Genomic DNA, 23984 nt, shown 5'->3' with positions numbered 1-23984 from the left:
ATTATTCTGTCCGATCCATTTGTTGCTGATTCAGGTAATAATAATGACCGCGTTTTGCCATTAATTGGTGATGCGTGCCACTTTCGACTAAAACCCCTTTATCTAACACGAGAATTAAATCCGCTTTGCGAACTGTGGACAGGCGGTGGGCAATAATTAACGTGGTTCGTCCTTGGAGAATTGTGTTGAAATTGGTCTGAATAATTCGTTCAGATTCAGCGTCTAAATGAGACGTGGCTTCATCTAAAATAAGTAAGCGGGGATTACCTAATAACGCCCGCGCGATCGCGAGTCGTTGTCTTTGTCCTCCTGATAACATTCCACCCCCTTCCCCTATCTGGGTTTCATACCCCATGGGTAGCTTTTTGATGAACTCATCCGCCCCGGCTTGTTGGGCGGCGGTGATGATTTCGTCCAGGGTGGCTGAGGGATGACCAATGCTAATATTCTCCCGGATGGTGCTACCAAATAAGAAGGTATCTTGGTCTACAACCCCGATTTGTTGGCGCAGGGATTGGAGGGATAAACTGGTGATATCTTGCCCATCAATTAACACCTTCCCATCTGTAGTTGGATACAGTCCTAAAATTAATTTAGATATCGTGGTTTTTCCTGAACCACTGCGTCCAACTAGGGCGACGGTTTGACCAGGGTTTACCGTAAAGCTCAAGTTTTCTAGGACATTAATATCGCTTTCGGGGTGATACCGAAACGTCACCTGATCAAACTGAATCTCTCCCTTTAACTCCGGTAAACTTTGCCGCACCGATGCTTGTAAATTTTCTTCCGGTTCGGTATCAATGACATCATTAATTCGCTCAACGGCAATAATCACTTCCTGTAACTGATTCCAGAGTACGGTTAATCGTTCAAAGGGCGTAATTACGTTGCCGATTAACATATTAAATGCCACTAATTGCCCAATCGTCAGTTCATTTTGAATCACTAACGACGCGCCAAACCAGAGTAACCCCGTCGTCACCACCGTTTCTAGAGTTGAGCTAAAAATTTGCAGGCGATTGCTAATAATCTGCCCCGAAAACATCTTTTTCACCGATTGCAGTAGATGTTCCTCCCAGCGCCAACGCACCGTTTGTTCTACCGCCATGGATTTGACGGTGCGAACTCCGGTGAGGGATTCAATTAGATAACTATTTTCCACCGCAAAGGCATTAAATATTTCTCTGGAAATGCGGCGTAGAAACGGAGTGGCAATTAGGGCAAGTAGGACAAAAGGCGGGACGATGACTAATGCCAATAGCGCCATCTTCCAGCTATACCAGAACATTAACCCTAGGTAAACAAAGACTGTGAGTAAGTCTAGTAAAATGGATAGGGCTTCCCCCGTGAGAAAACGCTGAATTTTCTGGTTTTCTTGCACCCGTGACATAATATCCCCCACATAACGAGACTCGAAGAAAGAAAGGGGGAGGCGGAAGGTATGGCGAATAAAGCCGACAATTAGGGCTAAGTTAACCTTATTCGCGGTATGGTCTAATAAATATTGCCGCAATCCGGTCATGGCGACGCGGAACAGACCAAAAATTAGCATCCCTAAACCGACAGCGGTTAAAGTGAGGTTGCTACCTTGGACAACCACTCGGTCTAATAGGAGTTGGGTGAATAAAGGGGTAATTAATCCAAAGATTTGAATCAGCAGTGAAGCAATAAAGACTTCCAGGAGAACAACTCCGTGGGGTTTAACTAATTCAAAGAATTGCCAGAAGGGAGTCGTCGCTGACTCGGTTTCCTGTAATAAAGCGGTGGGTTGTAAGAGGAGAGAATAATTTGTCCAACTGGCGTTAAATTCCTCTGGAGTAAGACCGCGTTGACCAATAGCTGGGTCGGCAACAATAACCTGATTTGCCGTAATTTCATAGACAACGATATAATGATTTCCGTCCCAGTGGACAATTGCTGGAAGCGGTTGTTGGGCAAGTTGGTCTAAACTAGCTTTTACGGGTCGCGTGGAAAAGCCAATACTTTCAGCAGCGGCAGAGAGTCCCCGTAGAGATGCACCATTGCGGTTAACATTGGCGATATCTCTGAGGCGGTTTACACTTAATTTTTTCCCCCAATACCGACCCACCATCACCAAACAAGCCGCCCCACAATCCGAGGCACTTTGTTGGGCATAAAAGGGATAGCGGCGCGTGATCCGCTGCCAGAGATGACCGACTTTCTGGGTGGGGTTTGGAAAGTAGGCTTTGCTGATGGTTTGCTGCCCGTTTGTTAATGCTTCTGGGGTGTCAGTTTCTTCGGGAATGACGGGAGTTACAGCTAAATTATTTCCTGAACTAAACTGAGAATTCCTCACCTTTGCCCGATGATACAAATAGTCTCGAATATGAGGATGGTTTTGTACCAGGGAAAAGAGGAGGGTTGGGGGAATATAGGATAGTTGGAGATGACGGGATGCCCTAGCGGAGTAAGGTTGAAAGGGTTCATCGGGAAAAAAGGTAACTTCGCCAAATGTGTCTCCAGGTTTCAGCGTGGTAATCAGTTCACCGTTAGCGTCAATGAGTCTAACTTTGCCCGTGATAATTAGGTAAAGTCCGGCTTCAGATTGGTTAGATTGCCAAAATTGACCGAGTTGGGGTTCAATGATTTTTATCTGTTTCAGACAATTGCTGAATTGTGATTCACTAAAATCATGTCCGAGACTATCACTAAGGTGTTGACGGGAAATTCGGGGTGGAGTTTGTACCATAATGGGTGTGCACCTCAACTCATGTTAATCGGATTAAATTGCCACACATCCTGGGTTTCAGGGGTATGGCTGGGGGTGAGGTTGCTAATCACAATCCGCTTATCTGAATCCTCCTCTGGATGGGTGGGAGTGTCGGATTGAGGGGGTTTGGGGCGAGTCGAGAGTCCCATTTTTTTCAATAATCGATTAATATGGCGATCGCTCACTTCAATGCCAAATTCTCTAGCCAGGTGTTGGCTTAACTTCTGGGCGGTCCAGTTGCGAAAGGAATAGCCTATGTCGCGGGGACTCTGAGTGACTAATTCTTGTAAGCGTTGCAGATACTCTTCATTCACGGCTTTAGGACGTCCAATGGGATGGGATTGCCAATTATGCGCCTCACCGCTACGGGCAATCAGCATCCAATGTCGGGCGGTGATGGGGGAACAGTTCAACGCCTGACAAATTTGGGCTTGGGTTTTACCCTCGTCGGCTAACAGCATGATTTGCAGGCGCTGGCGATAGTGTTTTGGTAAGTCCTCTTGCAGACTTTTTTGCAGTCGTTTGCGCTGAAAGGGGGTCAGGTATTGACCGCTAGACTTACCCGGAGTGCGGCGTTGACCCAGGTTGGGTGGGAATTGGTGGTTTGACATCTCTATACTTGCATTGGGGATGGGCAGGGATTGGTCACAAGGATTATCCGGTTTTTCACAATGTATAAGTTTGTATAAAATATATATAAATCAGTCCCCGGTTCTCTGTCAAGACCAAAAATGCACACTTTTTCTCCCCCCTCATTCCCCCCTGCGAGGCGCTGACTTTTCACGGGAAGTCTGAAAACCCGCCCCGACAAACGTTGCGCCAGATACCGTGAAAAGTCAGAATTAAGAGAAATATTACTGACTTGGCAACCCAGAAATAAATTTCCTCCCAGTATGAGTTAAGGTGCGTTACGCTACCCTGCGGGAACGCTGCGCGAACGCTAACGCACCCTACAAATAGAGTGCAAATAGAGTGCGATCGCGTGCTTTAATGACAGACTCGACTTAGCGAAGGAAGTATAACGCAGTGATGACAATCGAGTAAACGTACCGTTCACCTTCCGTTCATCTTCTGTTCAACTTCCTGATTCGTAATCACATAACGATAGTGGGTTGAACCCTGAAGAATCACCCGTATTTTATCCTCCTTAAATCGTTCGCTACTGACTTCTATATGTCCAAAACCTGTCTCACTCCACGCCTGAAGCAGGATTGTCTCCAAGCGTTGCAGGAGTTCATCGATATTCGGGGTAGTCGATTGGGATAACATAACTAATGCCTCTGCCATACAAACTGGTGTTGGTAAGTCCAACTGAATCCATTAAACCGAATCGTTCTCCAGAAAAACCCACCGGAAGGTATCAAAAGGTATCATAAAGCTATCAACTTTTATCGTTTCCCAATCAACAGGAACTGAATCTTGATTGTAGAGACGTGTTGACTCCAATGACGGTATGCGCCCTTTCTCGTTCTCTACAATATCGTCAAATAGGTTTCTGTTGGACTGATTGGTAAAGGCTTCAGTGTTTGATTTTGTATGTCTATTTCTAACCCCAACGATTCTAACGGGATCACGCCTAAAAGTGCATCGCCACCGCCGGGTAATTCCAAACACTCGAAGGTTCCTTCCCGACCAAACATTGATAGTTTGGCATCTTGAAAAATTCGGGCTTTGCCAATGCCCATTGCTGTAGCCACGTCTACTTCTTTGAGTATTTTCAATCCGAGTTTGACAATGGCGTCTTGTGGCAAACACAAGGTTGTGGCTCCTGTATCTACCAATACATTTTCCAGTGTGATTGACCGAATTTGTTCGGGGCTAATTGTCCCATCTTCCGCTCTAATTTGGTCGGCTCGATTCACAATCGTCAGAGTTGTGAAAACTTTTCCCATTGGGTGGCTAGTTTTAATTGACATAGTAGCTTTCTCCTTAAAAGTCGGAGTTATTCCGTTTATTATCATAACGTCTTTCTGAATTTAAATAGTGTAGGGTGCGTTAGCGAAGCGTAACGCACCTTTGCCACTATTCATATTCCGTTCATCTTCTGTTCAACTTCCTGATTCGTAATCACATAACGGTAATGGGTTGAACCCTGAAGCACTACACGTATTTTATCCTCCTTAAATCGTTCGCTACTCACTTCTATATGTCCAAAACCTGTCTCACTCCACGCCTGAAGCAGGATTGTCTCCAAGCGTTGCAGGAGTTCATCAATATTCGGGGTAGTAGAATGGGATAACATAACTGATGCCTCTGGGATACAGATTGGTGTTGGCGTGCGATCGCGCTTCGGGTAAAGCGGAAACAAGCGTATAGCCTGGAACTTAGTTCTCACTTTGTATACAAACAGGTATAAATCAGGCAAAGACGGTTTGTCAAGACAATTTATGTAAAGTTATGTGTGGTTTTTGTCCCTACCTGTCTCCAGCCCTCACCCCCAGCCCCTCTCCCAACCCCCCTCGTTCCCCCCTGCAAGGAGGGATGACAAAGGATGCTTCGCTTTTTTTGCACGGGAGAGGGGAGTAAGAGGGCTGACTTAAGCTGGGAGAAGCGCTAAAGCGCTTACTACAAACTCTAAGTGCCATTCGGATTAAGTGTGTAGGGGCGGGTTTCACAACTATCTTTTTGGTTGTACCCAGATGTGACTAAACCCGCCCAGACTCAGGGTTCTAGATTCCCCGATTCATAGTTAAAAAGAACAGAGTAGATCAATCAGGGATGGGGGTAATTCTTCAAAATGCTCTAACAAAAAATCCAGGATTGCCAAATGACGCAAATCAACGGGTTGAGGGGGGCGATACCCTTCACCTCGGTTGAACCAACATTGAACCGTTCCCAGGGAACGGGAACAGATGTGAGAAAGTTGCTCATACGTGACATCCCATTTGGCATAAAACTGCCTTGGCGTCATCCCTAATTCACAGTAACAATAAAGGTCAATGATGTATTGTTCACGCTGAGTAATTGGGCGGGGATTGTGTCGCCCTTGGGGATTGTAGCATCCAGTTGGGCTATGCACTGATAGAGGCTCTAGTTCATGATCAGAATCGGTGGGATAACGGTATTGGTTATCATCATCTTCACCGGGAGAATCGTTGCATGTTGATTGTGTAGGGGCGGGTTTAGGGACAAACACGAATTGTTGTACCCAACCTGGTTGCAAAACCCGCCCTGATTGTTCGGTGAATTCCTCCATTTCTTCACTATGACGCAGAGTATTTAAAGTACCAGCAATGAGTTTACCGTTGAGGCTTGCGGTCAACTGCTGGATCAATAGCTTCGCGATCGCATGGGCTTCTGCATCCGTTAGGTGCATTTGGGATGCATCGAAGTCAATGTCACTGTAGTGCTTGATTAACCAGAGGAGTTGGGTAATGCCTAATTCCGAATCGGCTTGCTGGGTAGTGGTTTCAGCGGGTAGATGTGTCATGGTGTTTTTCTCCTTTAATGTTCAATGCCTTAGTTACTTGTAATAATGTTATAACATTACAGTCAAAACAAAAACCCCTTTGTCTCAAAAAAAGGGATCTCAAGAAAATCAAGTTTATCGAGGTTATAAACTGGGGGGAGGAGCCTATCTATGCAAAAGCGTCGCACTCAAGTAAGCTAAAGCAAAGAAGCAAATTCTGCGATAAGACCATCCCATGAGCATTCAAGTTGAATTTCAAGCTACCGCTCCACCCTTGCGATGGGACGAAGCTGGGGGTATCCGTATCGGTCAGAGCCGAGTAACCCTTGACAGTCTACTTGCTGCCTATCAAATCGGCTCTACTCCCGAAGAAATTGCTCTCCAATACGATGTGCTTAGCCTGTCAGAGATTTATGCAACTATCGCTTACTACCTCACCCATCGCCAGCAGATTGATAACTACTTGGAGCAGCGTCGCCAAAATGCTCAACAGTACAGACAAAAATTGACTCAAGACAATAATTTGGTTAATCTCCGAGAACGTCTCTTGGCTCGTCATCAATCCCAAGTAAGTTGATATCAAATGCGTCTTGTGACTGACGAAAACTTCAACGGAGCCATATTGCGTGGGCTGATCAGGCGTTTGCCTGAGCTGGATGTAGTCCGTGTACAGGATGTCGGGCTGATGCACACTGATGATGCTACTATTCTGGAATGGGCTGCCAACGAGGAGCGCATCTTGCTTACCCATGACGTTGCCACTATTGTCATGTATGCAGGCGATCGCATCAATCAGGGTTTACCAATGCCTGGAGTTGTCGAGGTTATTGCCACGGCTCCCATTGGACAAATCCTTGATGATTTGGAACTCTTTATTTTGTGCAGTCAGCCAGGAGAATACGAAGATCAGATTATTTTCATTCCTTTTTCGTGATCTACTAATTAAAAAGGATTAATTAAAAAGGATAACTTGGTGGGTTACGGCGGATAACTAATTAAATGGTTTATTTTCTTAATTGATTACCGCCTAACCCACCCTACAGCTAACACAGCTAAAATGATGGATTAGATGTGATGATTGAATCGGGCGCAAGTCTTTGCGCCCCTACAGTTTCGGGGCTAATGGTTAATTCATCAAATAAGGTGTGCCACACCCCTACGGGTTACTTATCACTCAACAGCGCTCTGACAATGTAGCGGATTTTGCCAACCCGTATTAGGGGTAATATTGGGGGCTTTGGCGGTGAGAACGATGGTTCCATCGGGTAATGTTATCCAGCCTTGAGCCTCAATTATTGGCGTTGAACTCCTCTGGGTTACGGGTTCAATTTTTGCCGGAGAGTTATCACTACTGGGAGTCAATGGACGTAAATCTTCCCACACGTTATATGTTCCCGTTACTTGGGAAATTGTCGGCGGAACTCCGCCGCGTCCACTGATGATAAAATGACTGGGAGTTTGGTCAGAACGCCCTTGACAGAAATTGACAAATTCGGGTGGGGAAGCTGGGGGAGGTAATTGCAGTAATCCGGTGTCGGGGTCAATTTCTAAAGTGTTGAGTTCCACGACTCCTTGTTCGCCAAATTCGGAACTGGCGGTGATGTCAGAAAGGGGGGTGAGGCGAGGACGAAATTCGAGTCCATAAATTTTGTTGGCGGTAATATCAACTCTCCCCCCATTACCAAAGAATGCATTGGCGGTAATATCGCTATTTTCCCAGGGAAGCCCGACAACAAAGGGTGAATTAATCCGGATATTGCCCCCATTTCCGCCAGCTTGGGCAGTTCCGGCGGTGGTGGAAATTGAACTGTTATGGCGTAGGAGTAGGATGTCGTTAACGTTGAGGGTAATATTGCCACCCTCACTGGAATCCGTTTCAGCGATAATTGCAGCTTGGTTATTCAGACGGATAAAATCAGCCGTAATTTCTGCGTTGCCAGCATTACCTGTCGCATCACTCTCGAAAGTAGGAAGCGCAATATCATCACCAGCATCAAATGAGGGAACATTAGGAACCCTAGAATCTGCAGCTGTACCAGTGGCAACGGTGATTTTTGCCCCATCTCGGATATTCAAATTTTGGGTGTGATTAATGGTTAGGTTTCCCGCATCTCCATCCCCAAATGCCTGAGCATATAAACCACTGGCAAATCCATCTGGTGAAATACCAGTAAGTTCGATAGATTCAGAGGCGTTTACCGTTAAATTTCCCCCTTGACCTTCTCTAAATGTTGAAGACGATACTACTGCACCATCGCGAATGACTAAACGTCTGGTATTAATCGTCAAGTTTCCCGCATCTCCTGTGCCAATCGTATCAGTAGATAAACCACTGGGAAACCCATCTGGTGCAGTACCCATCAGTTCTACCGATTCAAAAGCATTGACGGTTAGATTTCCACCTTGACCGGGACCAGCCGTAGAAGCACCAATGACGGCTCCATCTCGAACAACTAATCGTTTTGTTTCAATGGTTAAATTTCTAGCTGGTTGATTTCCAGCATTTGATGTCGATAAGGCAGTGAGAATTTGACCATCGGGGGAAGTCCCACTCAGTTCAACAGACTCAGATGTAATTACGGTTAAATTACCTCCCACCCCATTTGTCAACGTACCTGTTAACACTCGCGCACCATTGGTTAAGGAAAGTGACCGAGCGGTGATGTTAATATCACCACTTTGTTTGCTGGAAGTATCACCAAGGTCTTCGATTGAACCAAAGGCATCGCTACGGATAATGTGAGTCCCATCAACGGCAATCGTTCCGGTCTGGCTGGTCAAATCAATATTACCGCTGATTCCATAACTAGAGGCACTAATTTCCCCTGCTTTAATATCATTATTTGCAGTCAGAGAAATTGCTCCGCCACGATTAAATGAGAAGGAATCGAGTTTCCCAGCGGTAGTATCAATTACACCACCACTTTCCAGCGTAATAGTTCCGCCATTTGTTTTAATTAAGCCGTTGATTGTGATATTACTACTTGCATCTAAAATGATGGGTCCCCCTGGAGTGGAAAGATTTTCTGCTGTAATGGTTCCAGGTGATTCTTCTGTAGAAGAGGTGACTATTGGCTGTACTGAAACTCTCACATTATCTAGTCCCCAGCTTTCATCATAATACTCTTCTGTCAGGCTGGCAGAAAAGTTCAGTTCAAGGGAATTATCTGTATGGGTAAACCTCCGGATAAAGTGATAGACTGAATCCATCGGCGTTGTTTCAGTATCTTCTTGAAATAAGAATTCGTATCCGAGAGAATTTTTATCCTCAATAGCTCCTTGGCGGGCTGGATTATTGATAATATTTGCCGGATTATATTCATCGGGGTGTGACTGTGTCTGAGGGTATCCTGGTTGGTTTCCCCGAGGAAAGTCCTGGTTGCTGAAAGTTGTATTGATAACTGTTTGACCCCCCTCCACACTCAACTCCCAAATATCGGGTCCGAATGTTGTAGAATTACCATCCCATGAGTTGATGATAAAAAGCTCGAACGATACTGTCGCTTGGTTGTGTGGAGGTAGACTATTAAGTGTCAAAGTCGCCGCCTCGTGTTGGCTAAATTGCCCCAAAAATATACGGTTTCCTTTCGGGGTGATATCCTTTGATGTATTTGACCATACATCAGGAATGTCTCCTTCAAAATCATCCCAATAAACAGGAATCAATGTCGTTGGCGGATGTTTTAACTCATCTACCCCCGCTCTTAAAATTAAGGCTGGACTATTTATCAACGTATCGACATCTGGATCGTTCGGATAGTCTTCAGATTTCAATGTCGTATCTTCACCCGTAATCCGAATATTTCCTGTGGCAATACTTCCTCTTGCCTCAACCTTCAGCGAAACTCCTGTATAATCCCCCAAAACCACATCCCCTTCGGAACTAATAATCGGGTCATATAAACTGATAAAATTCCCCGGTTCTCCCGCTAAATTCAGAATCGCAAACTGACCCCCACTGGCAAAATGAGCATCCCCTGAAATGACCCCATCACTAACTAAACTCAAAGCCCCACCACTCTGAAACGGGGTTCCTGGATGATTCAATGCCAGAATATCAATGCTTTGATTTCCTTGAATATAAAGATTCCCACCTGCATGGGCAATAAACGGATTTTCTACACTATCCCGCACCCACACTGTATCCCCCGCCAATAGGATTAAATCTCCAGCCGTGACTAACTGACTCTCCTCTAAAATTAAGTTATTATTCGCCAATAAAACAGCCGACTGCGCCAATCCATCCCGCACGATTGCATCCCCATTTACGGCGGCTATCTCCAAATGTCCGGCGGGGGCGGCTAATTGTCCTAAACTGGTAATTGTTCCGCCCACTAAGGTTAAATTTTTACCGACTTGTAAACTCCCAGAATTCGTAATCGCGGCTGAATTCTGATTTCCATATTGCAAACCCAAGGGAACATTAATGGTTAACAATGGCGGTGCTTCTGGATTAGTCGCACTAAAGATAGTGCCATTCTCAAATACCACCCCATTGGCGGTACTCCCGATAAAGGAACCCCGGATATCTAATTGAGCATTTTCGCCAAAGAGAATTCCATTGGGATTGATCAAAAATAAATCAGCCGCACCATTGACGCCTAATGTCCCCAAAATGTCCGAGGGATCAGTTCCAGTTACCCGACTAAAAATGGCTTCAATTCCGTCAGGGTTGGCAAAATAAACCCGTTGTCCTTGATTAATATTAAACTCTAAAAAGCTATGAAATAATGCCGAACCTCGGCTAGCGCCATCTTGAATTAAATCGGCGGTTACTCCATCGATAACCACCCCATCGGGTAGGATTGAGGAACCTTCAGCGCCTAATGTGGAATCGGGTGTAATCTGGGCGAGGACAGGGTTACAGGGGATGAAGAGGAATAGTGCGATCGCGCCCCCATATCCTATACACTTTAAGCCTTGCTTGATGGTCAACATAGCACCCTCTTAGATTTGAGATTTAGGTCATTCCCAAACTGATATTTATTTTATTGTGTTTTGTGTCCTGTGTCCTGTAATCCTGTAACCCTGTAATTCTGTAATCTTGTAACCCTGTAACCCTGTAGGGGCACCATCCTTGCGCCCCGCTATCGTTAGGGGGAAAGGCATTAATTTTATCGACTCGCCCTCTTGGTTGGTTCACCTATTGCAAACGATAACTCGGTGGGTTACGGCGGATAACTAATTAAATGGTTTGTTTTGTCAATTGATTACCGCCTAACCCACCCTACGGGTTACGGGTGATTGGGGTCTATAGGACGGCACATTTTCCCATTATATAAAATTACCTAAAATTCCCGCCAAAGTCAAGCACTACTTCTATTTTTTTAGCCGTGATTCTTCTTCTGATCTGCCATGAAAAGCTGAACCTTGGTAGGATTGAGGAACCTTCAGCGCCTAATGTGGAATCGGGTGTAATCTGGGCGAGAACTGAGTTACAGGGGATGAAGAGGAATAGTGCGATCGCGCTTCCATATCCTATATGCTTTAAGCTTTGATTGATGGTCAACATAGCACCCTCTAGATGTGAGATTTAGATCATTCCCAACCTGATATTTATTTTATTGGTTTTGTCGTCCTGTGTCCTGTAAACCTGTAAACCTGTAAACCTGTAAACCTGTAACCCTGTAAACCTGTAACCCTGTAACCCTGTAACCCTGTAAACCTGTAATTCTGTAGGGGCGAGTCGCTGCACTATCGTTACGGGGAAAGGCATTAATTTTATCGACTCGCCCCGCTATCGTTACGGGGAAAGGCATTAATTTTATCGACTCGCCCCGCTATCGTTACGGGGAAATCCATTAATTTTATCGACTCGCCTTCTTCGTTGGTTCACCTGTTGCCAACGATAACTCGGTGGGTTACGGCGGATAACTAATTAAATGGTTTGTTTTATTTCTTGAGTACCGCCTAACCCACCCTACAGGTTAAGGTGAACAAGGGTCTATAGGACGGCACATTTTCCCATGGTATAATAATACCTAAAATCCGAAATAAAGTCAACCCCCGACCTATACCCAGAACCCCAAAAATTATCACCCTATTTTAAGGAACCTTTCGGTATAAAGCACTGTGAGGTAACACCCGCAGTACCTCAGTCAACGTAGTAATTCCCTGGGTCACCTTTTCAATCGCCGCCATCCGAAACGAATCAAAATTAACTTCCTCCAAATACTGATGTAACTGCGTCATACTGCCCTCATAAATTAACTGCCGCACCCGATCATCAACATTTAACAGTTCCACAATCGCTTCCCGTCCTAAATACCCCGAATTAAAGCACTTAGAACAGCCCTTTCCTTGACGCCAAGCTTGAGAATTCGCCTCTTCCCTAGATATCCCTAATTTGCGTAAATCATTGTCCGTAGGATTGTAGGGTTCAGCACAGTGGGGGCATACTTTCCGGACTAACCGCTGTGCCACAATCCCTAATAACGCATCACTAACTAAACCCGGATCAGGTCCAATATCTTTCAGCCGGGGAATCGCACTCACCGCATCATTGGTGTGCAACGTGGTTAACACCAAATGTCCCGTTAATGCCGCACGAATTGCTGTTTCCGCCGTTTCATTATCCCGAATTTCGCCCACCATAATAATATCCGGATCTTGGCGTAAAATCGCCCGTAACCCCGCCGCTAAAGTCATCCCCGCCGCTTCATGAACTTGGGTTTGAGTAATCCGGGGCAACACATATTCTACCGGATCTTCTACCGTCACCACATTCACATGTTCAGTCGCCACAGATTGCAGGGAATTATACAGTGTACTGGTTTTCCCCGAACCCGTGGGACCCGTTAAAATAACAATTCCTTGGGGTTGTTCTAACCAATTCTTATAGATACTCAATTTCTTCGCGGAAAATCCCAAATCGGCTAAACCCGAAAAAGGATTGCGTCGGGGAAGTAAACGAATTACCACTTTTTCTCCCCCCACACAGGGAAGGGTACTCACCCGCATATCCAAGCCCAAATCGGTTTCGTCACCCGCCGTATAATTTTCGCCAATTCGCCCATCCTGGGGGCGGCGACTTTCGGCAATATCCATATTGGACATTACTTTCAGGGCGACAACACAAGGGCGACTAATCTCAGGGGGTAGGGTGGTAATATCCCGGAGAATCCCATCAATCCGATACCGCACTCGCAATCCTTCCAGTGAGGGTTCCAGGTGAATATCACTGGCGCGGTTGCGGAGGGCACCGGAGATAATCGTTTTAATCCTGGCAATCTGGTTATCGGCTTTCTTGAGATAAAGTTCGGTGGTTTCAGTAATGTCTTCGGGTTCAGATTCCCCCGTAATCGGATTAACCGGAGACGTAGACGTGATAGTATTACCGTTATAGGTTTGACTCAGATGCCAAGTGCGATAACTTTTGCGGGCTATAGGAACAATCTTAATCTCAGTTAGGGTGCGATCGCACAAATTCTGAATCGCTTCTGGTGTGAGGGAAATCGGACATCCCAAATAGTAACAACCGCGCCAAAGTAACAGGGGAATCACCGGGGGTAAATCTTGGCGATTAGACAGTTGGCGAAAGAAGCGGGTACTCACTTCAGTATCAAGTTGATCCAGGTTGAGAATTCCGCGATTATCGACTAAGAGTTTGAGAGCAAATTCACAGCTAATTTCTCGGTTCACCAATTTCTGCCAAGCCGTCTTTTGGCTAGGCATTAAAGGAGTGATGGTCATAATTTTTTCCTAATTTTTTATGTTTACAAAACTTTACGGTTCTTTCAGGATAATAGAATTGCCTTTTGATTGTCAAACATTATCCTTGTTTACCCTGTTGGGTGGGGATTGTCGGGGCGCACAGACCTGCGCCCTTTCCCTGACCTGTGCTATTCTGTATTCTTGGTTGAATTGAACGGTTACAATTTTTACGGAAGATCATTGTGAGTCTTGCCGTAACGGATTGGCTTCCTGCGCTTCTGTTGAAGGAATAAGCCATCGATTTTCTTGGGCTTGTTCAGGCGTTAAACAAACCAAACTTGCCTCCTTCTCTCGACAAATGTTCCCATTTAACAAATAGGGTTTACTCCAGATTTGCCAATTCGGTGTAGCCAGAATCGAGGAAACCGATTGTTCAAAACGTGATTCTGAGGATATTGGCTGATAACCTCCACCCGCTTGTACCTTCGACACCAATAAACCCAAAAACAACAGTTCAAACAAAAACAGATTGCCCAAAACTATTGTCTTTTTAGCCAAAAATATATTCATGATTTTTATTCCTGATGTCATGGTAATTATTGCCAATAGGTACAGGTTTGCAGAGGGCGCACGTCAGTCATTGGTGTCAACTTAAGGTAAAGAGATCGAGCGAACGGGGGGTGTAGGGGCGGGTTTTACAGATAACATGGGAAAACCAAACTGATAACTTGAATAAACCCGCCCTTCTCCTATAGCAGAGGGAGCAGAAACCCCATAGCTGAAAACTAGAATGGGTAAGGGTTATGGCTTAAGTTGACACGGGCGCACGTCAGTGCGCCCCTACAGAATGGGTGTTGCACTAAACGGAGAAGCGCTATAGGTAATGAGCTGGGGTTAACAATATTTTTGACAAGTCAACCCCAAGCTAAATCATTATGGCGACTCCTTAATTTAAGGTTGATTCCAGATTAGTTAGTGCGCCAACGTTGATTTGGATTATTGCGATTACATTCCCACAAATGAACCCGCCCATAGTTTTGGCGATTGGGCATATCGAGACAGAGGTTAGTATTAGTCCGTTTGATTTGTAAATAGCCACCACCCAAATCCGTCAACGTCCAGTTTTGGTCTGGATCACTACCGCGACAGGGCCAAACATTGACTCGTGCGCCATTATAGAGATAATGAGCATTGAGACATTTACCAGTGGATTTGTTCTTTAACAACGTTCCCCAATTTCCGCGTAACCGTTCAAAATGTTGGTCTGGATCACGATCATTGCGTCGCCATGATGACATAATTGGATTGTCATCAATACGATAAAAGTAATTGTTCGTATTCAGGGCGTAGTTACCAATAGAGTAGGTTTTGTATTCACTAGGAGGATTGGAGGTGTTTCCGCGAACCCAGTAAGAAACCGTACTCGTATTTTTCGGATAGGGATAGTACCAATTTTTACTGAAATTGTTGCAATTATACGAAACGCCATGACCCCCAAAGTTAGTATTATCGACAAGAATTTGCCATTTGTCTCCTCGATTGCGAAATTGACTAATTACTCCAACATGACCATATCTTGGATGTACCCGATTATACCGGGAAAACCCAGGTTGGAAAATCGCAATAGCACCAACTTGTGGCTGTGAAACTCGCCGAAAGCCACGGGCAGCTAGTGCTGGTTCCATGTCTTTTGCATTTCCAACGGCACCGCGAAGCCCGAAGCGTCTTTTGACATACTCTACACACTGGCAGTGTTCAGCAGCTTGACTAGGGGCAGCGGAGAGCAGTATGCTTGCACCTAATCCACTTAAGGCGAAAATCGATGTTGCTGCGATCGCAGAAATGAAACGTTTAGTCTTCATAATTCTTGTCCTGCAATGAAAATTTGCCTCGAAACAAGCAAAAAGCCGGAGAAGCGGATCACTTAAATCCACTTCACCGGCTTCGTGAGACTCACACCCATCAAATGCCTGGTGTATCTAACAAATATTGACTGATTTGTCCTTCTATCTCAGCAGTACCAGTCCTCTCAACTGTGCGACACGACATGAGACAATCCTCAAAACTTTTCGCTAAACCTTACATCATTCGCTACTCACTTCTATATATATGTTCAAAACCTCTCTCACTCAACGCCTGAAGCAGGATTGCCTCATTCGTATGGTTCCGAATTTTCTCACTTTGTATATAAATAGGTATAATTCAGGGCAAGAGTATTTGTCAAGGCGATTTATGTAAAGTTATGTGTTTTTTTGCCCCTACCGACTTACTTACTGCTAAACCAACCGAGTTCATCGCCATAAACCATCAAACATGAACCCGGTGACTGTGCCAATATCCTTTCTGAAAAAATAACTCTCTCCTCGGTCAGATGCGTCGATTGACCGTTTCCTGTAGTCTACTGTGTAAGCTTTTCGACTATAGTCTCATTTATTAACATTTTGCATAGAAATCTTGACATTAATTCGTAAAGTTAACTAAGGTAGCAGTCGGACAGGTTTATTGAAACGCTTTACAGTTAGGTAACTACACCAACTTCAGTTCCTTAGCAAGAGTCAGAAGAACAGCAGTAAGGGCTGAAGGATAAAGCGGTATGACAGTAAGGGGCACCTGCGACTGTTTTAGAAGCTAAAGCTAAAGGACGTGTTGATCATGCTGCCATTGCCAGAGGAAGGTCGGAGACGAGTTCAAATCGAGGGTGTGTTGCCCCAAGTTGATGGGGGTCGTTTTGCCATCAAGCGGACGGTTGGGGAACGAGTCCATGTGGAAGTGGATATGTTCTGTGACAGTCATGATGCTGTATCGGGTGTCATTTTATACCGTCCCCAGAAGTCGCAAACCTGGTTTGAGGTTCCCCTGTCGCCAACGGTGAACGATAGCTGGCAGGGAGAGTTTACTGTATCAGAGATGGGGGATTATGTCTATACCATTATGGGCTGGGCTGACCATTTTAAATCCTGGCAACGGGACATGGTCAAGAAATTGGCAGCCGAACAGGATGTGTCCGTTGACTTACTGATTGGGGCAAACCTAGTTGAAGAGGCGGGAAAACGTGCCAGTGGGGATGATGCGGCACAGTTAAAAACCTGGGTAGCGACGCTGCGATCGCAAGATGTCGCTCAACCAATTTTAGGCGATAAAGCCATTTCCCCGGAACTAGCCACCCTAATGGCAAAATACCCCGATCGCAAATTTGCCAGCACCTACCACAAAGAACTGAAAATTATCGTAGACCGAGAACGGGCAAAGTTTAGCACCTGGTACGAAATGTTTCCCCGTTCCGGTGGTGAACCGGGCAAACACGGCACATTCAAAGATGCCCAAGCCCGCTTACCCTATATTGCCAGTATGGGGTTTGATGTTCTTTATTTGCCCCCCATTCACCCCATTGGCAAACAATATCGCAAAGGCAAAAATAACACCAATGTCGCCGAACCCGATGATGTGGGTGTACCCTGGGGTATTGGTGCAGCAGAAGGCGGACACAAGGCGGTTCATCCCCAGTTAGGCACCCTGGCTGACTTTGAAGAGTTTGTCGCCAAAGCCGCCGAACATGGACTGGAAATTGCCTTAGACTTAGCCTTCCAATGTTCCCCAGATCACCCCTACGTCAAAGAGAACCCTCAATGGTTCCGTAGCCGCCCTGATGGAACCATTCAATACGCCGAGAATCCGCCGAAAAAATATCAAGATATTTATCCGATTGACTTTGAAACCCCAGACTGGCAAAATCTGTGGCAAGAACTGCGGAGTGTCATGCTCTTTTGGATTGAAAAAGGCGTGCGGATTTTCCGAGTCGATAACCCCCACACCAAGGCATTCAATTTTTGGGAATGGGTGATTGCGGATTTGAGACAAACCTATCCCGACTTAATTTACCTCTCGGAATCCTTTACCCGTCCCAAGGTGATGTATCGCCTCGCCAAGCTAGGATTTACCCAATCCTATACCTATTTCACTTGGCGTAATAGTAAGTGGGAAATGACCCAATATCTCACCGAACTCACCCAAACCCCGGCTTATGACATCTTTCGCCCTAACTTTTGGCCCAATACCCCGGATATTTTGCATGAGTTTATTCAGCATGGAGGACGCCCTGCCTGTCTTATTCGCTTAGTCCTAGCAGCAACCTTAACGGCAAACTATGGGATTTATGGACCCGCGTTTGAAGTGTGCGAAAATCGGGCGCTAAAACCCGGTAGCGAAGAGTATTTAAACTCGGAGAAATATCAGATTCGGGAATGGGATTTAGATAGTCCTTATACAATCAAAGACTTGATTGCCCGGGTCAATCACGCTCGTCGGGAACACCCCGCATTGCAAAGTAATGGCAGTTTGCAGTTTCATCACACTGATAATAACCAGATTATTTGTTACAGCAAACAGACTGATGATTGCAAGGATGTGATGCTAATGGTGGTCAGTTTTGACCCTCAATGGATGCAAGCGGGGTTCATTGACTTGCCCTTAGAATCCTTAGGGATTGACCCCTATCGGGAATACTATCTCCATGATCTACTCAGTGATACCCACTACACCTGGTTTGGCGGACATAACTATGTCGAACTCAATCCTCAGGATATTCCAGCCCATGTTTTCTGGGTAAGGCAATAGAGGGATGGGGGAGATGGGGGAGATGGGGGAGAAATGTAGAGACGTGCCATGGCACATCTGGAAGACGAGGAAAAAGGGAAGAATTATGACAGTTGTAGGGGCGGGTTTTACCACTAACATTTGGTTTTCACCCTGATATCTCTAAACCCGCCCCTATAGAGTGCAAGTCGTCTTCAACAAATGACCAATGACAAATGACCAATGACAAATGACCAATGACCAATGACCAATGACCAATGACCAATGACCAATGACAAATGACGAATCAACCAGGAACAACTACCAAAGAACCAATGCTTAACTCGATCTTAAAAGATGATCCGTTATGGTTTAAAGATGCCATCATCTATGAAGTGCCAATTCGTGCCTTTGCCGATAGCAATAGCGATGGAGTTGGTGACTTGCGCGGATTGACATCGAAGCTGGATTATTTGCGGGATTTAGGGGTCACCGCCATCTGGACATTACCCTTTTTCCCCTCTCCGCTGAAAGATGATGGCTACGATATTGCCGAATATAAAAAAATTAATCCCATTTTCGGCACAATCGAAGACTTGCGAGAGCTGTTAGAGGCGGCGCATCAACGGGGGATACGGGTAATTATTGAGTTAATTGTTAACCATACCTCCGATCAGCACCCCTGGTTTCAACGCGCTCGCAAAGCCCCCAAGGGAAGCAATGAACGGGATTTTTATGTTTGGAGTGACAACCCGGAAAAATATAAAGATGCCCGGATTATTTTCCAGGATTTTGAACATTCTAACTGGGCGTGGGACCCGTTAGCGAAAGCCTATTACTGGCATCGCTTCTACTCCCATCAACCTGACCTCAATTACGAAAATCCGGAAGTAGGTAAAGCCATTTTGGAGGTTGTGGATATATGGTTAGGGATGGGGGTGGATGGACTGCGGATGGACGCTGTGCCGTATCTGTATGAACAAGAAGGCACAAGCTGTGAGAATTTAGCCGCAACCCATGCGTTCTTAAAACAGTTACGCACCCATGTTGATGCCAAGTTCCCCAATCGGATGCTGTTGGCTGAGGCGAATCAGTGGCCCGAAGATGCGGCGGCGTATTATGGGCAGGGGGATGAGTGCCACATGAATTTCCATTTTCCCCTAATGCCACGCCTGTTCATGTCCTTAAAGATGGAGGATAATTTCCCCATCATTGATATTCTCAACCAGACGCCGCAAATTCCCAATAACTGTCAATGGGCATTGTTCCTACGAAATCATGACGAATTGACCCTAGAAATGGTCAGCGATGAAGACCGGGACTACATGTATAAAGTGTATGCAGAAGACCCGCAGGCACGGCTTAATTTAGGGATTCGTCGCCGCCTCGCACCACTGATGGGGAATAATCGCGACCAAATTCAATTGATGAATGGGTTGCTGTTGTCTCTTCCGGGTACGCCAGTCTTGTACTACGGAGATGAGATTGGTATGGGCGATAATATTTATCTGGGCGATCGCAACGGGGTACGTACACCGATGCAATGGAGTGCGGATCGCAATGCTGGCTTCTCGCGCACGAATCCGCAAAAACTCTATGCTCCGCCGATTGTTGACCCAGAATATCACTACGAAGCGATTAATGTGGAAGCGCAGCAGGGGAATCCCAATTCCCTGTGGTGGTGGATGAAGCGATTAATTGCCACTCGCCAGCGTTTCCAAGCCTTTGGGCGGGGGACGTTTGAGTTTCTCCATCCCGATAACCGTAAGGTTTTGGCATTTACCCGTACTTATGCGGGGGAACATATCTTAGTGGTTGCCAACTTGTCGCGATTTGTGCAAACCGTGGAATTGGATCTCTCGGCATTCCAAGGGATGGTGCCAGTGGAGATATTTGGACGTACCCAATTCCCAGCGATTGGTTCTGCATCCTATTTCCTCAGCCTTACCCCCCATAGCTTCTACTGGTTTACCCTCCAGTTGCAAGACACTCTAGCAGAAACCCCCAGTTCCCAAGTTCAACCGCCGACACTGAGGGTGAGTGGCAAATGGCAAACGGTATTTTCTCAACCGATATTAAAGACCACCTTGGAGTCGATTTTGCCCAACTATCTCTATACTTGTCGCTGGTTTGGGGGTAAGGCAAGGACAGTGCAATCGGCAGAGATTGTGGAAGCCATTCCCGTCTCCTATAAACAAACCGAGGCGGAGTTAATTTTTATCAAACTCGAATACACTGAGGGTATCCCAGAAACCTACATTCTGCCCTTAGCTTACGCGCCAGGAACGGAACTGGGTGGCGATGGGTCGAACATTCAGGCAAATCAAGTCATCGCCTATCTCCAGGTTGAGGGACATGAAGAGGTGGGCTTATTATTCGATGCGGTAGCTGAACCGGACTTTTTAGCCTTCCCCTTAGATGCCGTTCGTAACAAGCATCGCTGTAAAGGAAAGGCGGGAACCTTAGTGGCTACAGCAACAGACGCCCTGGCTGAACTGATGCAGGAGGCGACTCACCTAGAGCCGCATCTCCTCAGAGGCGAACAAAGTAATACTTCAATCGTGTATGGCGATCGCTTTATTTTAAAGCTGTTCCGCAAGGTTGAGGAAGGAATTAACCCAGACTTAGAAATTGGGCGTTTCCTCACCGAGAAAAAAGTCACCGAACATTTTGTTCCCGTGGCGGGGGCGTTGGAGTATCGTGGTGCCAACTCAGATACAATCACCATCGGCGCTTTGCAAGCATTTGTTCCCAATACCACCAATGCTTGGTCCTATACCTTAGATTCCCTGCGCGGCTATTTTGAGCAAGTGATGGTATTGCCTGGATCAGATTTACAGGATAAGGATCTCCTCTTACCTTCGGCTGTCGAGTCGCTGGATAGAACCGATCCGCCCTTTGGCTACAATCTGATTGTTCCCTATTTGGATACAACCCAACTGTTGGCAAAGCGAACCGCTCAATTGCATATTGCGTTGTCCTCAGATACGGAGAATCCTAACTTTGCCCCGGAACCGTTTACCTCGTTCTATCAACGGTCTGTGTATCAGTATATGCGGAACCTGACGGGTCAGGTTTTACTGCTACTGAAAAAACGGATCGAGGTATTACCGGAGGAAACTCAGCCTTTAGCCCAAACCATTCTCAACCGCCAAGAGCAGATTTTAGGACGCTTTAAAGCCATAGTCAATCTGCAAATTACGGCGATGCGGACTCGTTGTCATGGGGATTTCCATTTAGGACAAGTCTTATATACGGGGAAAGACTTAATTATCATTGACTTTGAGGGAGAACCCGCCCGTCCATTAAGTGAACGGCGGATGAAGCGATCGCCTCTGCGAGATGTGGCGGGAATGCTGCAATCGTTCCACTATGCGGTGACTCTGGGTTTACGCAATGAAATTGACAGTGGTATGATTCGCCCGGATAATCTATCGGTGATGGAACAATGGTCCGGGTTCTGGTATTCCTGGGTGAGTGATACGTTCCTGAAAACCTATCTGGCGACAAGTGCAGGGCGTTCATTTATTCCCCAAACCTCTCAGGAGTTGCAGGTGTTGTTGGATGCTTATCTGTTTGAGAAGTCGATTTATGAGTTAGGCTATGAACTCAATAATCGACCCAAGTGGGTAGATATTCCCTTACAGCGCATTCTCCAGTTGCTGGAGTCAGTACCAATGTCTGGGGAACAGATGAGTTTCCAAACACCGCCGATGAGGTAGTAGAGACGTAACCGTGGAACGTCTGGGAGCAGGGAGAGCAGCTGACTGGTCACGGCATTGATACTTCACTGTGTTAGTCGGATATGAGGCGTAATCCTTTATAACCGTTGAGGAAACCGGGCGCGTTTGTAACGGTTCACTTTCACGCTTATCTTTTCGGTTGCACCCAAATCTGACTAAACCTGCCCCGACTTTCGTCAGTTTAGAGACTTCTGGTGAAAAGTCCGAACTCAAACTGCCCTGGATGCAGCACGATGTAATCATCGGTTTATGTGAATTTTTATATCAAGTAGCTAGACATTTTTTTGTTACTAATGTTAAGGTTATCCATGTCAACCGCAAACCAACTTAACCGGCAAACGTTAGGAATGAAGTTGGCTTTTCTGTAAATCACTCAAGTTCACCAGTTTAATTGACCATGAAAAAACTTTTCTCAATTTTCCGATTAACTGTTGTTTCACTGTTGGCTACGGCTTGTTTCTTTGGCGGATTCACTAAAGCTGCTTGGGCATTGGGCGACTTTAGCCAAAGCTGTTACGGTGCTAATGTTAGTGGTTCCACTCTCTCGGCAGTTTGTCGAACAATGTCGGGCAGCTATAAGGACACCTCTATCGAGTTGAACCCAGTTATTGAGAATGTTGATGGACAACTTACTTGGCAACCGTCTAACTTTATTCAAACCTGTCGGTACACTAGCTTAGTGACTCCGAGTCTAATGTTTGCTGAATGCAAGACACGGGATCAGCGTTGGGTTGCCACGGACATTGACCTAGATCAACACATTGCCAATATTGATGGCACTTTAAAGTATGAGTAATGGTGTTAATGTGTACCGTTTACAGGTTGTTTGACCTTTCATTGGTATAAGAACAATACTTTTTGGGACGGTTTGAAGTACCGTCCCTTTATTTTTATCGTAGGTTGTCTTTGTGGTAAGATTCAACCATATTAAATATATTTAGGCTTAAATGGGGGAAGTATGAAATTTATCAGTCCCAAGGTAGATTATGCCTTTTTATAGAATTGCCTAAATTCAAGAAAACCCTGTCAGAATTAAATAGTTTAAGCGATAAATGGATTTATTTTATTAAAGAAGCTGCAACCTTGGATGCCATACCCGATAATTTAAGAGAAGTCCGTGAGATAGAACTGGCTTTAAATATTGCCAACCAAGCCAAAATGACGGTAGAAGAGTTAGACGTGGTTGATCGCCGAGGAATAATGTTACAAGATGAGAAAGGGCGGATAACTTATGCCAAAGAAGAAGGCAAAGAAGAAGGCAAACTCACGGAAGCGATCGCGTTAATCCTGCGTCAACTCAAAAAGCGTTTTGGCGAGATTAATATCGCGATAACCAGCCAAATTGAAGCGTTATCGATTGAAGAGTTAGAACGTTTAGGAGAAGATTTTTTAGACTTTAACCGTTTAGCCGATTTGGAACATTGGCTGGAAGAGCGATCGCGCTGTAATTGAGCCTGGTTAACCTAACTCAATTTAAATTAAAATACTTTACAATGACTCACTCTATCAACCGCTACAGGCTAAGAACCTGAAAGGAAATAGTCAATCGTCGATAGCCGTTTTTCCGTTTCGGGCATCCTCAGTATTTTTACTTATTGACAAATAATACTTTATTCACTTTTTTAGACACGTTTTTTAATAAGTTTTATATATTAATTTCTAGAAATTTATAAATTCCTTAAATCAGCGAAAGAGTAAGAAACGTAAAGCGTTACACTAGCAAAGGTGCATTAAATCTTGAACGAAAGTTGAGCGCAGTCCCTATCTAGAATCTTTGATTTAGATGGGGTTAGCGAAACAAAATAGCTTGTTAAGTGCCCAATAATACTATACAATAGTATCAGGTACGGCGGCAGTTTGTTAACTTGTTCGGCAC

At 45.4% G+C, this 23984-nt stretch carries 18 protein-coding genes and 1 pseudogene; 6 read left to right on the top strand and 13 right to left on the bottom strand.

The window, feature by feature from the left end; genetic code table 11:
* Position 1: 1 nt before the first annotated feature.
* The 6 genes from RIG27_RS09550 to RIG27_RS09525 form a co-directional block, all read right to left on the bottom strand.
* A complete protein-coding gene (locus tag RIG27_RS09550) occupies positions 2-2710 on the bottom strand; it encodes a peptidase domain-containing ABC transporter (RefSeq protein WP_446344582.1) in 2709 nt (902 codons plus the stop codon).
* 14 nt (positions 2711-2724) lie between these two features.
* Positions 2725-3342 carry a helix-turn-helix domain-containing protein gene (locus RIG27_RS09545; protein ID WP_446344580.1) on the bottom strand — a complete coding sequence of 206 codons (618 nt, stop codon included), beginning with the start codon at positions 3340-3342 and terminating at the stop codon, positions 2725-2727.
* 442 nt (positions 3343-3784) lie between these two features.
* The gene (locus RIG27_RS09540; protein ID WP_446344578.1) at positions 3785-4042 is read right to left on the bottom strand and encodes a hypothetical protein; all 258 of its coding nucleotides are present in this window, start codon (positions 4040-4042) and stop codon (positions 3785-3787) included.
* A 161-nt stretch (positions 4043-4203) separates the two neighbouring features.
* Complete coding sequence (locus RIG27_RS09535; protein WP_446344576.1) at positions 4204-4647, bottom strand: aspartyl protease; 444 nt, start codon at positions 4645-4647, stop codon at positions 4204-4206.
* Positions 4648-4757: 110 nt separating this feature from the next.
* Positions 4758-5039, bottom strand: coding sequence for a hypothetical protein (locus tag RIG27_RS09530; RefSeq protein WP_446344574.1), 282 nt, complete (start codon positions 5037-5039; stop codon positions 4758-4760).
* Between the two features lie 381 nt (positions 5040-5420).
* The gene (locus RIG27_RS09525) at positions 5421-6161 is read right to left on the bottom strand and encodes a hypothetical protein (RefSeq protein ID WP_446344572.1); all 741 of its coding nucleotides are present in this window, start codon (positions 6159-6161) and stop codon (positions 5421-5423) included.
* 214 nt (positions 6162-6375) lie between these two features.
* Between RIG27_RS09525 and RIG27_RS09520 the strand changes: the two genes are divergently transcribed.
* Together RIG27_RS09520 and RIG27_RS09515 are read left to right on the top strand one after the other, a co-directional pair.
* Positions 6376-6717: a DUF433 domain-containing protein gene (locus RIG27_RS09520; protein ID WP_006100350.1), complete on the top strand. Its 342-nt coding sequence runs from the start codon at positions 6376-6378 to the stop codon at positions 6715-6717.
* Positions 6718-6723: 6 nt separating this feature from the next.
* Complete coding sequence (locus tag RIG27_RS09515) at positions 6724-7074, top strand: DUF5615 family PIN-like protein (protein ID WP_446340794.1); 351 nt, start codon at positions 6724-6726, stop codon at positions 7072-7074.
* Positions 7075-7310: 236 nt separating this feature from the next.
* On the opposite strand, the gene RIG27_RS09510 is transcribed toward RIG27_RS09515, so the two are convergent.
* The 6 genes from RIG27_RS09510 to RIG27_RS09485 all read right to left on the bottom strand — a co-directional run bounded on the left by RIG27_RS09510 (position 7311) and on the right by RIG27_RS09485 (position 15655).
* The gene (locus tag RIG27_RS09510; RefSeq protein WP_446344570.1) at positions 7311-11078 is read right to left on the bottom strand and encodes a two-partner secretion domain-containing protein; all 3768 of its coding nucleotides are present in this window, start codon (positions 11076-11078) and stop codon (positions 7311-7313) included.
* A 346-nt stretch (positions 11079-11424) separates the two neighbouring features.
* Positions 11425-11652 (bottom strand): hypothetical protein, encoded by a 228-nt coding sequence (locus RIG27_RS09505; RefSeq protein WP_446344568.1) that lies wholly within the window; start codon positions 11650-11652, stop codon positions 11425-11427.
* Between the two features lie 49 nt (positions 11653-11701).
* Positions 11702-11899, bottom strand: a complete 198-nt coding sequence (locus RIG27_RS09500) for a hypothetical protein (protein ID WP_446344566.1) — start codon at positions 11897-11899, stop codon at positions 11702-11704.
* 286 nt (positions 11900-12185) lie between these two features.
* Complete coding sequence (locus RIG27_RS09495; protein ID WP_446344564.1) at positions 12186-13832, bottom strand: GspE/PulE family protein; 1647 nt, start codon at positions 13830-13832, stop codon at positions 12186-12188.
* A gap of 198 nt (positions 13833-14030) precedes the next feature.
* Positions 14031-14363, bottom strand: a complete 333-nt coding sequence (locus RIG27_RS09490) for a hypothetical protein (RefSeq protein ID WP_446344562.1) — start codon at positions 14361-14363, stop codon at positions 14031-14033.
* A gap of 398 nt (positions 14364-14761) precedes the next feature.
* Complete coding sequence (locus RIG27_RS09485; protein ID WP_446344560.1) at positions 14762-15655, bottom strand: RICIN domain-containing protein; 894 nt, start codon at positions 15653-15655, stop codon at positions 14762-14764.
* A 790-nt stretch (positions 15656-16445) separates the two neighbouring features.
* Between RIG27_RS09485 and RIG27_RS09480 the strand changes: the two genes are divergently transcribed.
* Entirely contained in the window at positions 16446-18407 is a 1962-nt protein-coding gene (locus RIG27_RS09480; RefSeq protein ID WP_446344558.1) for an alpha-1,4-glucan--maltose-1-phosphate maltosyltransferase, read from the top strand.
* A 153-nt stretch (positions 18408-18560) separates the two neighbouring features.
* Here RIG27_RS09480 and RIG27_RS09475 read toward each other — a convergent pair whose 3' ends face one another.
* The gene (locus tag RIG27_RS09475) at positions 18561-18686 is read right to left on the bottom strand and encodes a hypothetical protein (protein ID WP_446344556.1); all 126 of its coding nucleotides are present in this window, start codon (positions 18684-18686) and stop codon (positions 18561-18563) included.
* Between the two features lie 14 nt (positions 18687-18700).
* On the opposite strand from RIG27_RS09475, the gene treS reads away from it, so the two are divergent.
* The 3 genes and pseudogenes from treS to RIG27_RS09460 all read left to right on the top strand — a co-directional run.
* Positions 18701-22087 (top strand): maltose alpha-D-glucosyltransferase, encoded by a 3387-nt coding sequence (gene treS, locus RIG27_RS09470; protein ID WP_446344594.1) that lies wholly within the window; start codon positions 18701-18703, stop codon positions 22085-22087.
* A 418-nt stretch (positions 22088-22505) separates the two neighbouring features.
* A complete protein-coding gene (locus tag RIG27_RS09465) occupies positions 22506-22904 on the top strand; it encodes a mannose-binding lectin (RefSeq protein WP_446344554.1) in 399 nt (132 codons plus the stop codon).
* Positions 22905-23098: 194 nt separating this feature from the next.
* Positions 23099-23560: pseudogene (locus RIG27_RS09460) on the top strand (DUF4351 domain-containing protein); the annotation flags it as partial.
* Between the last annotated feature and the right edge of the window lie 424 nt (positions 23561-23984).

Origin of the sequence: Coleofasciculus sp. F4-SAH-05 (assembly GCF_040222985.1) — a bacterium.
Lineage (GTDB): Bacteria > Cyanobacteriota > Cyanobacteriia > Cyanobacteriales > Coleofasciculaceae > Coleofasciculus > Coleofasciculus chthonoplastes.
This window is presented reverse-complemented; position numbering and strand designations above follow the sequence as displayed.

What these genes read in the sequence shown, in the direction of transcription:
- treS (WP_446344594.1), top strand. Translation starts at nt 18,701, where the DNA reads ATGCTTAACTCGATCTTAAAAGATGATCCGTTATGGTTTAAAGATGCC.
- RIG27_RS09485 (WP_446344560.1), bottom strand. Translation starts at nt 15,655, where the DNA reads ATGAAGACTAAACGTTTCATTTCTGCGATCGCAGCAACATCGATTTTC.
- RIG27_RS09465 (WP_446344554.1), top strand. Translation starts at nt 22,506, where the DNA reads ATGAAAAAACTTTTCTCAATTTTCCGATTAACTGTTGTTTCACTGTTG.
- RIG27_RS09545 (WP_446344580.1), bottom strand. Translation starts at nt 3,342, where the DNA reads ATGTCAAACCACCAATTCCCACCCAACCTGGGTCAACGCCGCACTCCG.
- RIG27_RS09525 (WP_446344572.1), bottom strand. Translation starts at nt 6,161, where the DNA reads ATGACACATCTACCCGCTGAAACCACTACCCAGCAAGCCGATTCGGAA.
- RIG27_RS09480 (WP_446344558.1), top strand. Translation starts at nt 16,446, where the DNA reads ATGCTGCCATTGCCAGAGGAAGGTCGGAGACGAGTTCAAATCGAGGGT.
- RIG27_RS09500 (WP_446344566.1), bottom strand. Translation starts at nt 11,899, where the DNA reads ATGCCTTTCCCCGTAACGATAGCGGGGCGAGTCGATAAAATTAATGCC.
- RIG27_RS09520 (WP_006100350.1), top strand. Translation starts at nt 6,376, where the DNA reads ATGAGCATTCAAGTTGAATTTCAAGCTACCGCTCCACCCTTGCGATGG.
- RIG27_RS09535 (WP_446344576.1), bottom strand. Translation starts at nt 4,647, where the DNA reads ATGTCAATTAAAACTAGCCACCCAATGGGAAAAGTTTTCACAACTCTG.
- RIG27_RS09505 (WP_446344568.1), bottom strand. Translation starts at nt 11,652, where the DNA reads ATGTTGACCATCAATCAAAGCTTAAAGCATATAGGATATGGAAGCGCG.
- RIG27_RS09515 (WP_446340794.1), top strand. Translation starts at nt 6,724, where the DNA reads ATGCGTCTTGTGACTGACGAAAACTTCAACGGAGCCATATTGCGTGGG.
- RIG27_RS09510 (WP_446344570.1), bottom strand. Translation starts at nt 11,078, where the DNA reads ATGTTGACCATCAAGCAAGGCTTAAAGTGTATAGGATATGGGGGCGCG.
- RIG27_RS09550 (WP_446344582.1), bottom strand. Translation starts at nt 2,710, where the DNA reads ATGGTACAAACTCCACCCCGAATTTCCCGTCAACACCTTAGTGATAGT.
- RIG27_RS09495 (WP_446344564.1), bottom strand. Translation starts at nt 13,832, where the DNA reads ATGACCATCACTCCTTTAATGCCTAGCCAAAAGACGGCTTGGCAGAAA.
- RIG27_RS09490 (WP_446344562.1), bottom strand. Translation starts at nt 14,363, where the DNA reads ATGAATATATTTTTGGCTAAAAAGACAATAGTTTTGGGCAATCTGTTT.